The sequence below is a fragment of the Nonomuraea sp. PA05 genome (assembly GCF_008086045.1).
GTDB classification, from domain to species: Bacteria; Actinomycetota; Actinomycetes; order Streptosporangiales; family Streptosporangiaceae; genus Nonomuraea; species Nonomuraea monospora.
The window spans coordinates 105989-119407 of the sequence record NZ_VSEY01000003.1; the positions used below are offsets into that span (position 1 = coordinate 105989).

At 66.5% G+C, this 13419-nt stretch carries 20 protein-coding genes and 1 tRNA gene; 19 read left to right on the forward strand and 2 right to left on the reverse strand.

Going from position 1 to position 13419, the window contains the following annotated elements; genetic code table 11:
* Window positions 1–16 precede the first annotated feature (16 nt).
* From FXF51_RS05630 to FXF51_RS05645, 4 genes are all read left to right on the forward strand, one after another.
* Entirely contained in the window at window positions 17–979 is a 963-nt protein-coding gene (locus tag FXF51_RS05630; protein WP_262379307.1) for a lysozyme, read from the forward strand.
* A gap of 43 nt (window positions 980–1022) precedes the next feature.
* Window positions 1023–1544: a C40 family peptidase gene (locus FXF51_RS05635; RefSeq protein ID WP_148433176.1), complete on the forward strand. Its 522-nt coding sequence runs from the start codon at window positions 1023–1025 to the stop codon at window positions 1542–1544.
* A gap of 84 nt (window positions 1545–1628) precedes the next feature.
* Window positions 1629–1859 carry a transposase gene (locus FXF51_RS05640; RefSeq protein ID WP_148433177.1) on the forward strand — a complete coding sequence of 77 codons (231 nt, stop codon included), beginning with the start codon at window positions 1629–1631 and terminating at the stop codon, window positions 1857–1859.
* A gap of 39 nt (window positions 1860–1898) precedes the next feature.
* Window positions 1899–1971, forward strand: a tRNA-Thr gene (locus FXF51_RS05645).
* A gap of 99 nt (window positions 1972–2070) precedes the next feature.
* On the opposite strand, the gene FXF51_RS05650 is transcribed toward FXF51_RS05645, so the two are convergent.
* Window positions 2071–3822, reverse strand: coding sequence for a tyrosine-type recombinase/integrase (locus FXF51_RS05650; RefSeq protein WP_148433178.1), 1752 nt, complete (start codon window positions 3820–3822; stop codon window positions 2071–2073).
* Window positions 3823–5215: 1393 nt separating this feature from the next.
* Window positions 5216–5764, reverse strand: a complete 549-nt coding sequence (locus tag FXF51_RS05655; RefSeq protein WP_148433179.1) for a helix-turn-helix domain-containing protein — start codon at window positions 5762–5764, stop codon at window positions 5216–5218.
* Between the two features lie 119 nt (window positions 5765–5883).
* Between FXF51_RS05655 and FXF51_RS05660 the strand changes: the two genes are divergently transcribed.
* The 15 genes from FXF51_RS05660 to FXF51_RS05720 all read left to right on the forward strand — a co-directional run bounded on the left by FXF51_RS05660 (window position 5884) and on the right by FXF51_RS05720 (window position 13387).
* Complete coding sequence (locus FXF51_RS05660; RefSeq protein ID WP_148433180.1) at window positions 5884–6138, forward strand: helix-turn-helix domain-containing protein; 255 nt, start codon at window positions 5884–5886, stop codon at window positions 6136–6138.
* Window positions 6135–6482, forward strand: a complete 348-nt coding sequence (locus FXF51_RS05665) for a hypothetical protein (RefSeq protein ID WP_148433181.1) — start codon at window positions 6135–6137, stop codon at window positions 6480–6482. The genes FXF51_RS05660 and FXF51_RS05665 overlap by 4 nt, the downstream gene beginning before the upstream one ends.
* A 203-nt stretch (window positions 6483–6685) precedes the next feature.
* Complete coding sequence (locus tag FXF51_RS05670; RefSeq protein ID WP_148433182.1) at window positions 6686–7213, forward strand: hypothetical protein; 528 nt, start codon at window positions 6686–6688, stop codon at window positions 7211–7213.
* Window positions 7210–7347: a hypothetical protein gene (locus tag FXF51_RS60540; protein ID WP_187414200.1), complete on the forward strand. Its 138-nt coding sequence runs from the start codon at window positions 7210–7212 to the stop codon at window positions 7345–7347. Before FXF51_RS05670 ends, FXF51_RS60540 begins: the two co-directional genes overlap by 4 nt.
* The gene (locus FXF51_RS05675; protein WP_148433183.1) at window positions 7344–7754 is read left to right on the forward strand and encodes a hypothetical protein; all 411 of its coding nucleotides are present in this window, start codon (window positions 7344–7346) and stop codon (window positions 7752–7754) included. Before FXF51_RS60540 ends, FXF51_RS05675 begins: the two co-directional genes overlap by 4 nt.
* Complete coding sequence (locus tag FXF51_RS05680) at window positions 7751–8047, forward strand: hypothetical protein (RefSeq protein WP_148433184.1); 297 nt, start codon at window positions 7751–7753, stop codon at window positions 8045–8047. The genes FXF51_RS05675 and FXF51_RS05680 overlap by 4 nt, the downstream gene beginning before the upstream one ends.
* Window positions 8044–8424, forward strand: a complete 381-nt coding sequence (locus tag FXF51_RS05685) for a hypothetical protein (protein WP_148433185.1) — start codon at window positions 8044–8046, stop codon at window positions 8422–8424. Before FXF51_RS05680 ends, FXF51_RS05685 begins: the two co-directional genes overlap by 4 nt.
* Window positions 8421–9365: a YqaJ viral recombinase family protein gene (locus FXF51_RS05690; protein ID WP_148433186.1), complete on the forward strand. Its 945-nt coding sequence runs from the start codon at window positions 8421–8423 to the stop codon at window positions 9363–9365. The genes FXF51_RS05685 and FXF51_RS05690 overlap by 4 nt, the downstream gene beginning before the upstream one ends.
* Window positions 9362–10330, forward strand: coding sequence for a phage recombination protein Bet (gene bet, locus FXF51_RS05695; RefSeq protein WP_148433187.1), 969 nt, complete (start codon window positions 9362–9364; stop codon window positions 10328–10330). Before FXF51_RS05690 ends, bet begins: the two co-directional genes overlap by 4 nt.
* On the forward strand, window positions 10327–10764 hold the full coding sequence (locus FXF51_RS05700) for a hypothetical protein (RefSeq protein ID WP_148433188.1): 438 nt from the start codon (window positions 10327–10329) through the stop codon (window positions 10762–10764). Before bet ends, FXF51_RS05700 begins: the two co-directional genes overlap by 4 nt.
* Window positions 10761–11306 carry an HNH endonuclease gene (locus FXF51_RS05705; protein WP_148433189.1) on the forward strand — a complete coding sequence of 182 codons (546 nt, stop codon included), beginning with the start codon at window positions 10761–10763 and terminating at the stop codon, window positions 11304–11306. The genes FXF51_RS05700 and FXF51_RS05705 overlap by 4 nt, the downstream gene beginning before the upstream one ends.
* A gap of 127 nt (window positions 11307–11433) precedes the next feature.
* Entirely contained in the window at window positions 11434–11592 is a 159-nt protein-coding gene (locus FXF51_RS60545; protein ID WP_187414201.1) for a hypothetical protein, read from the forward strand.
* Between the two features lie 90 nt (window positions 11593–11682).
* On the forward strand, window positions 11683–12486 hold the full coding sequence (locus tag FXF51_RS05710) for a hypothetical protein (RefSeq protein ID WP_148433190.1): 804 nt from the start codon (window positions 11683–11685) through the stop codon (window positions 12484–12486).
* Window positions 12486–12881, forward strand: a complete 396-nt coding sequence (locus tag FXF51_RS05715) for a hypothetical protein (protein WP_148433191.1) — start codon at window positions 12486–12488, stop codon at window positions 12879–12881. The genes FXF51_RS05710 and FXF51_RS05715 overlap by 1 nt, the downstream gene beginning before the upstream one ends.
* Window positions 12878–13387, forward strand: a complete 510-nt coding sequence (locus tag FXF51_RS05720; RefSeq protein WP_148433192.1) for an HAD domain-containing protein — start codon at window positions 12878–12880, stop codon at window positions 13385–13387. Before FXF51_RS05715 ends, FXF51_RS05720 begins: the two co-directional genes overlap by 4 nt.
* The last annotated feature ends 32 nt before the right edge of the window (window positions 13388–13419 follow it).

A 13419-nucleotide genomic window follows, 5' to 3' on the forward strand; every position in this document is an offset into this window, starting at 1 on the left:
AATTGCTACGGTCGGCATGACCGGCGTCGCGCACGCGGCCGACGGAGTGCCCGGTGTGGACGTCAGCAACTGGACGGGCGACATCGACTGGGCGAGCGTTGCCGCCGGAGGCGGAAAGTTCGCGTTCGTGCAGGCCAGCGAGGGAGCCGACTACACCAACCCGCGTTTCGGCGCCCAGTACGACGGGGCCGCCGCGGCCGGGCTCATCAGGGGCGCCTATCACTTCGCGCAACCGCACGAAACCGATGGGACAACGCAGGCCGACTATTTCCTGCAGCACGGCGGCAACTGGGTCAGCGACGGCCGGACCCTGCCGGGAGTGCTCGATATCGAGGACAATCCGTACAAGGACACGAACGGCAAGAACAACTGTTACGGGCTGTCCGTCGAGGACATGGTCACCTGGCTCAAGGACTTCACGAAGAAGTACCACGACGCCACCGGCCGGCACGCGATCATCTACACCACCACGAGCTGGTGGCAGACGTGCACGGGGAACTCGACCAAGTTCAAGTCCAACCCCCTCTGGCTGGCCCGCTGGGGCAGCGACCCCGGTGAGCTGCCGAAGAGCTGGAAGAGGTGGACGTTCTGGCAGTCGGCCGACAAGGGGCCGCTGGTCGGCGGCGGGAACACGTTCAACGGCACGGAGTCGCAGCTCGCCACGCTGGCCAACCCGCCCGCGTCGGTGAGCGTGTCGGGCCAGGCCAGGAGCAGGAAGACCTACACGGTCACCATCAAGAACACGGGGCCGCACCCGGTCAAGGACATCAAGCTGTCGGGCAGGGCGTTCGGCGGGCAGACCGTGGTCCGGGCGCCGGGCTGCGACTTCAGCGGCACGGCGGTGCGCTGCACGGTCGGCGAGTTGCCGCGCGGGCAGAACAAGACCTTCACGTTCACCACCAAGCCGAGGAAGTCGAAGGGCACCGTTGGCATGTACGTGACGGTTGGTTCGGTGAAACTCACTCTTAAGTCTCGATAGGGCAGGATAAATCCCAAGAGCAGGGCTTTTGGGAGGGCAGAGGATGAGGCGGCGGTCAGCGCTGGCAGCGACGCTGCTCCTGCTGACCGCGACGGCCTCCGTGCCCCTCGGGCTGTCCATGCCGCCGCTGATCGTGCGGCTCTCGTACGAGATCGAACAGCGCGGGATCGCCTACTCGTGGGGCGGCGGCCACGCCGCGTCCCCAGGGCCGTCCAAGGGCACGTGCAGGGGATACAAGGGGCGGATCAAGCCCTGCCCGGCGGCCAGGACGCGCGGGCTCGACTGCTCGGGGTTCGCGCGGTGGGTGTACGCGCTGGCGCACGGAGAGGACGTGCTCGGGCCGGGGAACACCGACGACCACGTACGCAGGATGCGCCGCGTCTCCTCGCCCAAGCCCGGGGATCTCGTCTTCTTCGGCAAGATCACCAAACGGTCGGTGAAGACCCATCACGTCGGCATCTACCTGGGCGGCGGGAAGATGATGAACGCGCCCGAGACCGGAGCCGTGGTGCGCGTCGACGAGATCGGCCGCAAGAAGGACTTCGCCGGGTTCTTCCGGTACTGAACGGGGACCTGTGCCGAATCGGTATGCCTGTAACGCCTGTGGCACGGCAAAAAATGAGAGACCCCACGGCTAGTGTGTGCCGCTATGGACAGGCGATGGGTCGGGCTCGACGGGTACGAGGTCGTCGGCGCGGTACGGGCGGGGCGGCAGGTGCTCCGGGTGCGCAGGAACGGGTGGCTGGTCGCCGACTGCACCTCCGTGGCCGAGGTGGCCAGGCACGTTGATCTGGCCGACCTGTGCGAGGTCATCGAGATGCCCGCGCGGCGGCGTGCGGAGAGATCGCCGGCGGCCCGAACGAGTTCGCATCATCGCTGAGTGCCGTGTATGGTTACACCTGTCCGCAGCGCCGGACAGGCCCCTATAGCTCAGTCGGCAGAGCGTCTCCATGGTAAGGAGAAGGTCAACGGTTCGATTCCGTTTGGGGGCTCGCAGTCTGAACAGGCAAAACGCCCGGTCCGAGATCACTCGGAGCCGGGCGTTTCTGATCGTTAGGACGTTTTCGCGATGGATTCGCGAAAAGAGGCCATTAACCCGCACGCGAGGTAGGGAATTGGAGCACCTCTCCGCGAGCCTCGTACGGAGCGATCGGCTCCCGCTTCCCGTCACGGAACGGAGCCAGCAACTCATCCAAGATCTTGACGGGCGAGTGGAGACCGAACCACGCTCGCCGCGCAAGCGCGTCCTGCCACAGCCGCTCCAGTTGCTCCCGCAGCCACGCCCGCGACTCCCGCGACACGTGCGTGTAGGTTCCGCGCATTCCTCGCATCTCCGGCGAGGCGTGCCCCATCCGGTCGTCGCGAAGCTGCAGAGGCGTCCCTAGATCCATCAGCCACGTGCTGTGCGCATGCCGGAGATCGTGAGGCCTCAACCCTTCCGTGATGGGCGCCCACGACGCCACTGGAGCCTTCTCGGAGACGTACTGCGAACGGACGAACAGATCCAGGATGGCCTCCCGCGTCAGGTCCCGCGCCTGCTCCACGGGAATGCCCTGCCGGATGGCGAACGCCACCAGGTCCGCCTTCGACGATGCCGCGTTCACGCCGAGCCCGAGCGGGCGACGCTGGTAGCCAAGTACCCGCGGAGCATCGTACGGATGTCCAGGTACGGCGGCCGGCCACGCCGGAAGCGGGGATCCCGGCCACGGCGTGTCCAGTTCGACCAGGACCGGCTTGTAGGCCACGCCGATCTTCCGGTCCTCCTCGCGGTGCTTCTTCGTACCACGTCTGCCCTTCGACGTCGGGTACCAGCCGTCGGCCGCTGGGTCGAACACGCGGCGGGCGAAGTTGCTGTTGCGGTGATGACCGGCACGCTCACCCAGGAAGACGAACGCGCCACCGCCCTGGCACGGCTGCTCGTCCTGGCCCTCGATCGTGACCGGCTTGCAGCGGCACCGCTGATCCGGATGGGCGGCGATCTGCCGGTTCAGCAATTCCTGTAGAAACGGAGGCAGATCCACGTCCCGGTTGGAGTCGTCCTTCGGTGGACCGAGGTAGAACTTGCCGCCGTCCTCGATGAGCTGCCAGTCGACGCGAAGCCTGCCGAGCTTCACGTACTCGCGCTGCAAGCCGATCCCCTCGCCGTACCGCAGCGCGCCGAAGGCGAGGGTGACGCCGAAGATGAACTCGTCGTCCCGCCCGGACAGGACACCCATCCGCTCGCACAGGCACATGGCCTCGAACGGCGTGATGGCGGTCTTCTCCCTGCCGCGGCCGGCTGTACCGACACCGGAGCGGCGGCCTCGGTGGCGCTGCCGCAGCGCGGGGTTGCTGCCAATGAGTCCTTCAGTGACGGCGTCGCCCAGCAGCGTCGCGAGCCGGGTGCGGGCGCCGGAGGCGACTCCGTCACGCGCGTACCCAGCTCGGATCATGCGCTGTTCCCAGGTGTTGACGTCACTGGCCTTGATGTCGCTGAGTGCCGTCTCGCCCCACTCGGGCAGTACGTGGGCTCGGAACAGGTAGGCGTAGTTGCCCCGGGACCGTAGACCGACATCGAGCCCGGTCCACCAGCGGGCGAACCACTCGTTGACGGTGACGCCGGCTTCGTCCGCCTCTTCCGGTTCGGGGGGAGGCTCGGGTTGCTTCTTAGGCTTGCGCCGGTAGTCGGGGGCGAGGCCTCGTTGTTCGAGGTCTTCCATCCATTCGCCCCAGGCGTCGGCCTCGTCGCCGTCTTTCCAGTACTCGTTTGTGTCTGGGTGGCGGGACTTGGTGCCGATCGTCCCGTCCGCCCGCTTCCAGCGTGCGACGATCACGCCGTCCTTGCGTACTTGGTGGAACGCCATGATGTTCCTTGCGAGGTGAGGGGTTGTCCGGGGGTGCAGGGTCTAGCCCAGCACACAGACGTCCACGAGAGGGTCGAGATCCACGCGGACGAGGCAGTCCCTGCCCGGAGAGGGTTGCGTAGGCGGGGGCTCTGGCGCTTGCGAGGTCGCTTCTTTTGTCGGCCGTGAGGGGGGTGGCGTTGTCGGCTCAGGCATGGGAGAGGAAGACGTGCGGTTCGGGCGCGCTTGCTCCCTCTCGCTCGGCTCGCTCGACGCGGCTGGCCGTGGAGATTCGGTGGTTCGTGTCGGGGCGGGAGAGGAGGACGGCGGTGCGCTGGCTGGGGATGACCGTGGCGGAGGTGGTTGTCCGCTGGACGAAGGGGCCGTTGAGGGCGGCAGGGCAGACGAGGAGAGGGCACCCCGGGGCGGCAGGCTGTCGGGCGACCTCGTGGAGCGTGCCGCCGGCGTCTGCTTGGCCGGGGGTTCCTTGGGCGCCGCTGTCACGGTGACTGCAGGTCGGGGAGGGAGGGTGACGGTGCGCTGGGCGACTATCGGCGGGTGCGGAGACCTGTCTTTTGTCATGTCCGTTACTGCGGCGGTGGCAGCGGAAGCGACTGTCGCGGATCCTGCTACGAGCAGGACCACATTTCGTTTTGAGGATCGCCGCACCCATTCGAGAAGTGAGCCAAGGGTGATGGTACCGAGCCACACGATGAGCCTTTTGATCGACTTTCTGGCGGTTGGGTCATCGAGGTTAACGATCAGAATGAGCTGATCTTCGTCGAGTTCGACCGACATGGCGGCGATCTCAGGCTCTAATCGCTGCCGTCGGTACTCCTGAACGTTTTCGGGATCATCGTTCACGACGGGACTCCCGCGCCCTGATTGCGGTATCGCGTAGGCACCTCCAGACGGCGGCTTCCCTTGCAGGTGCCCGCCTGCCTGACGCGTGCAAGATGGCCCGCAGGGTCATGCCGTCATACTGGACGACCAGGAGTCGTTCCCCTTCGCCAGATCGCATCACTCTGCTGATCTCGGCCTGGGCGTGGGCGTCGTTCTCGGCGGCGATGACTTGCTGTTCGAGGCGGTCGCGTTCAAGGAACGCTCGCGCCAATTCCGCAGCGAGTACTTCCTCGCGTGCTGTGGACTGCCGGCGAAGTAGCCGCAACGCCCTTCTGATCAAACTGTCGTACGACGATTCTCCGTTCGATGACACTTCGTTCTTCCGTGGGGACGCCAAAACGCCCGCACCTCCCCAAGATGTGCTGGTGTTTTTATCCCTCGCCGTTATGAGCTGTCGGGACCCTTATATGACGCCTATTCACGTTATGGGGTCCATATCCCCTGGCGGATCGTATTCATTCTGTGACAATCCGCTGCAGAGATGTCCGACTTTGTTATAACTTAGGAGCCCCTAAGCGCCCTTTCGATCTTCCGTGTCGCGGTCGATTTCCTCCCGGTCGGCGCGACGTTCGGCCGCGAGGGCGTCGACCTTCTCATGCAGGAGGCGGAGATCGCGATGTACGGCAGCCATCGCCGCAAGGATCATCGACTCTCGCGGCGAGGGGTCCGTGATGTTGGCGATGTCTATCGGAGCCTCGGGTGAGTGCACCTCTTGGATGTTGTCGCGATCGGCACCCTCGGTCGCATCTCGGGGGTACACGGTGTCGATCAGTTCGTCGGGTCCTATGCCCAAGTGGGCGTAGTGCTCGGCGAGCGCCTCCCCGAGAGCCTTCAAGCTCTCGGGCTTGGGTTTGCTCGATCCGGACTTCCAGCGACTGAGCTGGGACTGGTCCATGGGGACGAGTGCGGCGAGTTGGACTTGAGGTAGCCCGGTGTCCCGCAAGATTTGGTCGATCAGTTCGCGGAAGCGGTCAACGGGCCAACTTGGCGACTTGACCATGTACAAGAGCATAGGGCCATGCGCATGCTCCGTCCACCTTGCATATGTGCATAATCCCATGTCAGCGCTATATCTCTTGCGCCACACTCATAACACCAGTTCTTACGGCCTAGACCGTTCCAGGTCAATCCCAGGTCATGTCTTGCGTTGCGCCATGTACATGAGTAGCGTCTATGTACATGAGCCAAGGAGCCACTATCCGGCTACGCCAAGGAGCTGGTGAACGCCTCAAGCGTGTGTTCGACTGCACCACCAACACACAGGTCGCCGAGTCCATCGGAGTGGACCAGGGGCACTACAGCCGAGTCCTCAACGGAAGGGCAGACCCTGGCCCCTATTTCCAGGGCAATCTGCTTCTCGCCGCACGTGATCACGGACTCACGTTCGACGACCTCTTCGAGGTTGTCGAGCTGGAGGAACGGAAGTCGGCATGACTCCGCCCGTCCTGCACAACGCCGAAGCGGCCGGCAAGAAGGTCGGCAAGAGCGCGAGCTGGATGTACAAGGCGGGGGCTGCGGGTCTGATCCCGCGTACGAAGATCGGCGGCCAGGTCTGGTGGACCGACGAACAGATCGCCGAGATCATCCGCAACGGCGCTCAGCAGCCGAAGCAGCAGCCCAAGCCGGCCGAGGTGCCCACGCGCACTCAGCGGCGTGAACCGCAGCGGCCTGGGCGGAAGACGCCGCAGAAGCGACCCGCCGCGCCGCCCACGAACTCCAACATCCCGGTCGCAGACCGCAGCGTGAGCCGCCTGTACAGGAACGAGGGCGCGGCATGACCGCCGTCGAGTGCTGGGGTGCCTTCCTGATGACGCTCGGCTTGTCCGTGCGCGTCTCGGAACTCACCGCCATCGACGACTGCGAGTACGTCGGCAAGCACCACCGCAAGCCCTGACAAGGCTGCGGGCCCGGCAAATCTCACCCTGCCGGACCCGCTGATCCCCGCTCACGAGCACTGACTGATCGAAGAGAGCGAGAACTGATGACCACGGTATACGACCCGTTCGGCCTCGCCGAGTTCGCCGTCGAGATCCGCGACGGAGAGACGCTGATCGGCCGCACCGAGCCCAGCCGGAACGCCGACGACGCCAAGCAGGCGTTCCGCAAACTGAACTTCTCCTACCCGGACTCACGCATCGTGTGGCGCCGCGACCCCCTCGACGAGTGGGACGCCATCACCGACGACGCGATCAACCGCATCGCCTACCAGCGGACCGCGACCATCCTGATGTCCCTTATCGGGGAGGGGCTGGCGAACGTTAATTGGTCGCTCAGCGCCACCCACCCCAACCAGGTCGATGGCCACCTGGTCCGCGAGGACGACCCCCGTGAGGCGCTCAAGCGGTACGCGGTCCTGCTGGGGTGCGAGGTGACCGAGAGGCCGCACCTGCACGGCAAGGTGCAGATCGCGGTCGAGGGCACCTACTGCGGCTTGACCGTCAAGGTGTGGGACCTGGTCGATCCCGTTGCGGACGAGAGCGGCGACGAGCCTGCCGAGGTGGCGTCGTGACGCACGTGCTGCCCCCTGAGCCCGAGGACGTGGCCCGGCAGATCGACCACTACGAGTACTCCAAGCGGAAGCTGCGGTGGTTGTACGCGGAGGAAGTGAAGGTTGCTGAGCAGCGCGGGGAGGTGCCCGCGTGAGCGCCCCGAGACTTCTGGTCGGCGCCCGCCCGTCCGTGGTGGAGGTGGCCGTCCTGCGCGTGCCCGCCGGCGCGGTCGCGGTGGTGGAGCACCCCTCCGGCCAGGTGCGCGACTACGAGCCGCAACTGGACGTTGAGCAGTACGCGGCGATCCCCGGCAGCCGAGACGTGCTCGGCTGGGGCGTGGGCGTCGCCTGGTACTCGTCCCTCGCCGGGATCCGGAACGGGCGGCTGCGGATGGACCGGGACGCCTGGCATGAGGCCGCAAGGCTGTTGCGGTCGGAGCCGGTCGTCTACATCCGGCACGAGAAGCAGCTCTACCACGGGTCGTGGCGGTGGACCGCCGTTGAGGCGTCCAGCGAGCCGGTGACTGCCCGTCTCGCTGAGAAGGCGGAGGCGACGACATGAACCGCAACCCGCAGGACTACGGAACCTTCGAAGTGCGCCGGACCCTCACCCGCCCGGACGGGTCCGCCGATGTAGTGGTGGCCTACATCAAGCCGGGCAAGCGGGGCCGCACCTACTCCTCCTACCGCCACCAGGCGGGCGGCGCATGGCTGTCCCTGAACGAGTCATGGACCGACCTGGAGCGGGCGGTCGCCGAGACGCCCGGACTGCAGCAGGGCGAACCGCTGCATACGCCCGAGCTGTTGCGGCTCTTGACCGCAGCGCTCGCTTCACCGGCGGGAGTGACCTCATGACGGCCTTCGCTAACGCCCACGCTGGCGACCTCATCGAGTTGCACCGCATCTACGTCCACTTGAACGCCCACTCGGAGGACTGGAGCAAGCCACTCCGGCTGGCCACCGAGCCCGCTCCGTGTGGCGGCCCGTTCTCCTGCCGGGCGCTGGTGTGCGAGGCCCGCACCCCTGACGGTCGGCGGGTGTGGTTGCACCGTCTGCCGCACCGGGAGATCGACGTCCTGGAGTCCGCCTCGGAGCTGGCCGCCCATGAGGGCGAAGACCTGGCCGAGAACGCGAAGCCGGCGTGGCAGCCGTGGACCGATCCTGACTTCCGCCGCGAGCAGGCGGACTACAGCGACGACACCCCCAACGACGAGGGAGACGAGCAGCAGTGACGCTACCCACGCCAACGGGGCGCTTCATCGGCCGATGGGAGAGCAGCACGCCCGAATGGGACGCCGCCCGCGCTCAGCGGCTCGGCGGATCCAGGATCGCGGCATTGCTTGGCCTGTCCCCGTGGGAGTCCCCGTACTCGGTGTGGTGCCTGATGGCGGGCCTGGTCCAGAAGGACACCCAGACCAAGGAGCAGGCTCGCGGCCACTACCTGGAGTCCGGGATCGCGGCATGGTTCGCCGACCAGCACCCCGAGTACGAGGTTCGCGAGGCCGGCACGTACGTGCACGCCGAGCGGGACTACCAGCTCGCGAACCCGGACCGGCTCCTGCTCGGCATGCCCGGCCACTTCCCTGAGCCGGGCGTGCGGGCAGGACTGGAGTTGAAGACCGACGCTGAGGCGTCCGGGTGGGGGAATCCCGGCACGGACGAGATCCCGGCCTACTACCGGCCACAAGTCCAGTGGTACATGGACACGCTCGGCCTGGACGTCTGGTACGTGGTCGTCCTGACGGGGCGGCTGGAGTTCCGCGAGTACGTCGTCCGCTACGACCCTCTCGACTGTACGTGGATGCGCGACCAGGCCGAGGACTTCCTGTCGTCGCTGTACTGGCGGGAGATGCCGGACCTGGACCACCACCCGGCCACGTACGCCGCAGTACGCAAACTGCACCCGGACATCGACAAGGACACGTCGTTCGTGGCGGACCTGGATTTGGCGGTCGAGTTCATCGACGCCACGACCAGCCTGGCCGAGGCGCAGGAGCGCGAACAGAAGGTCCGAGCCCGCCTGCTTGAGGCGATGGGGTCCGCGCACCGCGCCTACTACGACGGGCGCCGTCTGGCCCGCAGGCAGGCCAAAGGCGGTGGGACGCCGTTCCTGGTCGCCGAAAAGAAGCTCCCTGACCTTTCCGACCTACTTCTACGAGGAGTTGCGGCATGACCGTGACTGACAACCTGCCCGCCGTGCAGGGCAGTGGTGCGCTGGCGATCCAGCCCACCCAGTCCATGTTCAACGCCGAACAGCGGGCCGTCCTGGCGAGCATGGGCGTGGACCACGAGTGCACCAACGCCGAGCTGGCCGGGTTCATCCACCTGTGCCAGCGGCGCGACCTGGACCCGTTCCTCAAGCAGGTGTATCTGATCGGCCGCTATGACAAGCGGGCCGGCCGGAAGGTGTTCACGCCACAGACCGGGATCGACGGCTTCCGGGTGATCGCTCGCCGGGCGGCGGACAAGTCCGGCATCGACTACGAGTACGAGGACACCGTCTGGTTCGACGCTGATGGCGCCCAACACGAGGTGTGGCTGACTGAGCAGCCGCCGGTCGCGGCGAAGGTCGTCGTCCTGCGCAACGGCAAGCGGTTCTCCGGGGTGGCCCGCTTCGCCGCCTACGTGGACCGGGACCGGGACGGCAACCCGAAGGCTCTGTGGAAGACCAGCCCGGACGGCCAAATCGAAAAGTGCGCCGAAGCCAAGGCGCTACGCCGCGCTTTCCCCGAGGACCTGGGCGGCATGTACAGCGACGTCGAGATGGAGCACCTCGACGACGAGACGCCGCGCGAGACGATCCAGGGCCAGACCATCCGCGAAACTGTCGCTGCGCAGAACGGCGACGCCGAGCAGGCCGACGGCATGTCCGCCAAGAGGCAGCGCAACCAGATCGTGCTGCTGCTGTCGAAGAATGGCATCACGTCGCCCGACTTGGCGCTCGTCTACATGTCCAAGGCTGCCGACCGGGAGATTGCCAAGCCTGAGGATCTGACCGGCGCAGAGGCCGCCCAGGTGATGGTGGCGCTCAACCGAGGCGACTTCCTCGACGAGCCGCCGTTCACCAGGTCGGCCGAGGACAACCCGCTCGACCACAGCGAGGACGAGGCCGCCGACTCTGAGGGCGGCCAGTCATGACGGACGTCTTCCAGCGCAGCGAGGCCGGGTTCCAGTTCATCTCCGAGGACGCCGTCCTCACCCCCGCGGACACGGACGTGTATCTGAAGCGGCTCAACAACGAACTGGCCCGCGCCCAGCTCAACCTGATGAGGGCCCGGGACGCTGAGGTCACCGCTGAGCGGGCGTTCCTGGAGGCCCGCACCGCCTACCTGTTCGCGACCAGCGAGGAGCCGCCCGAGGTGGGCCGCAAGGCCGGCCAGGTGACGCAGAAGCAGGCCGACGAGTGGTACGCGGTCCGCATCTCGAAGGAGTACTGGGCTTTCCGGGAGGCGAAGGTCATCCGGCAGAACGCCTCCGACTACGTGTGGCAGGTCAAGACGCAGGTCGAAGTGATGCGTTCGTTGAACGTCAACGCGAAGGCGCTGTATGACACGCCGGGGCGTGGCCGATGAAGACGCGCGTGCAGTCCTGCTGCAACAAGGAGACGTTCGCCAACGAGGCGGAGGCCCGCCGGCGGCTGGACCGCATGCACGCCCTCGGGGTGCGGAGCGTTCTGCCGTTCGACGTGGAGTTGTGCCGCAACGGCTGGCACCTGAAGTTCCCGCAGCCGAACTCCGGACCGTCCACCAAGCTGCGGGCGCTGGTGGAGGCCCGCGACAACGGGTGTGTCCGCTGCGGTGCCCAGGTGCCCCGCGACGAGGATTCCATCCACCACCGGATCCCGCGAGGCCGCGGCGGCGAGAACACCGCCGAAAACCTCCTCCTGCTGTGCGGCAGCGGCGTGACGGGCTGCCATGGGTGGGTCGAAAGGCGCCGCACCGAGGCCTACAACCACGGCTACCTGGTGCGGACCGGCTTCGACCCGCTGGACGTGCCCGTTCTGCTGCGCGGCACCACGTGGGCGTACCCGAGCCCGGACGGTAAGTGGGTCATTTCCGGCCACGTCGCCGATCCGCACGGCTCCCCTTCCGACCTTCCTGAGGAGACGACGTGAGCATGCCTACCCCGAAGTGGAGCCGGAGGCTGCCTGTCCTCCGCGGTCCTGGCCGTGCTGACCGTCGTGGCTGCCGCCGCTGTGGTCGCGGCCCTCATCGTCTACCTCGCCGCCTAGGAGATCTCCGATGACCGACATCGACGACCTGTATGAGCCGGGCGACGACCGCGACTGGACCTTGGACGAGCTGGCCGAACGCGCACTGGTGGACACAGACCCGTTGACGCCTTGCCGGGACGGCCCGTGTCTGTGCCATCCGATCGTCGCTGACGACGACCCGTTCTGATCTTCCCTCCGTCACGTCCCCGCCATCTATCGGGGGTCGGGGACGTGACGGCACACAACCAGATGTTCACCTGACCAAGGAGGCAGGATCATGGCAGCAATAACGCCGCGCGATCTGGACAACGAACAGCGCGAGAGGCACCGCCAGGAGCGGGAGCGCCATGTCTACGTGATCGAGTTCGCAAGCAACACCGTGAAAGTGGGACAGGCCAAGCAAGCGCACAAGCGCCTGTCCGAGCACGCGAAGAGCGCGGCACGGCACGGCGATTCTGTGACCCGCTCGTGGTTCTCCGACCCGCATACCGGCTACCAGGTGAATGAGCGCGCCCTGATCGACTTCTGCGCCGAGCGCTGGCCGCGCACGGCTGGCGTGGAGTACTTCCAGGGCGCGGACTTCGATCAGGTCGTTGAGTACGCGCTCGGGCTGCCAGTGGTTCGACTCACGCCAGCCGAACTGGATGAACTCCTCACCAGTAGCAAGGCCATGTATCGCTCGGTGGAAGAGCAGCGGGTGCGCACAGCGACTCGGGCTCGGATGAGCCAGTTGGGGGACCGGCTGGCGATCGTCGGAACGCTCTACAACGACGGCAATGCGCCAGAAGCGCTGAGCATGGCGCTGGATCTCGGCAAGCAGATGATGGCCCACGCCATCATGCCGTGGTCGGAGACCGACCCAACCGCCGCGGAGCGTTACCTGATTGGGCGCGGAATCGAACCAGCCGAGGCATGCCAGATGGCGAGGGCGTTCGAGATCGAGATGTGCGCGATCTACGCGATCACGGGTGAGGACATCCCAACTGCGTTCGAGGACATCGCCCGACTTGCCGACGAGATCGTTCAGACCCTTCCCCTCGACCCTCCCGGCTGGCCTGAGCTTCCCCTGGACGGTGCCTGATGCCCGAGACAACCTTCCTCGACATCCCTGAGCGTGTCGCTCGCGGTGCCGCCCTACTGGACGAGAAGCGCCCCGGCTGGTGGCAGCGGATCCACCTGGACACGCTCAACATCAACGACTGCGGCGAGTGCGTCATCGGCCAGCTTTACACCGATCCCCTCCACTACGACGATGAGCAGTTCGACGAAGGGGCGATCGACCTCGTAGGCGAGAACGCCTACGACAACAACCCGCACGCTCCCGCTCTGGTTGAGCACGGCTTCTCCCTTGAGCGCGGCGCTGCTGTCGGAGGAAACGAAAGGTACGAGAGGTGGGCGGCCCTGACCGCCGAGTGGAAGCGCGTCATCAGCGAGCGGCGCGAGTCGCTCGGGGTCCCCTCTGGCGGTGAGTCGTGAGCACCCGCCCGCTGATCCTGCTGGACGTGGACGGCGTCCTCAACGTCCTCACCATCGACCCGGGCCCCGGCTGGGAGCGCCACACCTGCCAAAGCTGGAACGGCACCTACCGGGTGCGACTCAACCCGTCCCACGGGCCGATGCTGCTGGAGCTGGCCGAGCAGACCGGCGCCGAGCTGGTGTGGGCGACCACGTGGACGGACGACGCCAACCGCGAGATCGGCCCGAAGATCGGCCTTCCGAAGCTGCCCGTTATCGACGTCATGTCGGGCGACGAAGCGGCGTGGGTGAACACGAAGGTGCCGCCCGTCGCCATGTACATCAACAGCAGGCCGTTCGTGTGGTTCGACGACGACCTTGATGCCGTAGACCGCGCCTACCTGGCCGATCACGCAGGCGTCGGCGACTTCCTGATCGTGGACATCCCTGCTGACTCGGGGCTGTCCGCCGAGCACCTGCAGATGGCCGCCGACTGGCTGTCCTCTCTCGCCGCCCCTCGCTCCTGACTCTTCCGTGCTCGCTCTCCTACGGGGGTCGG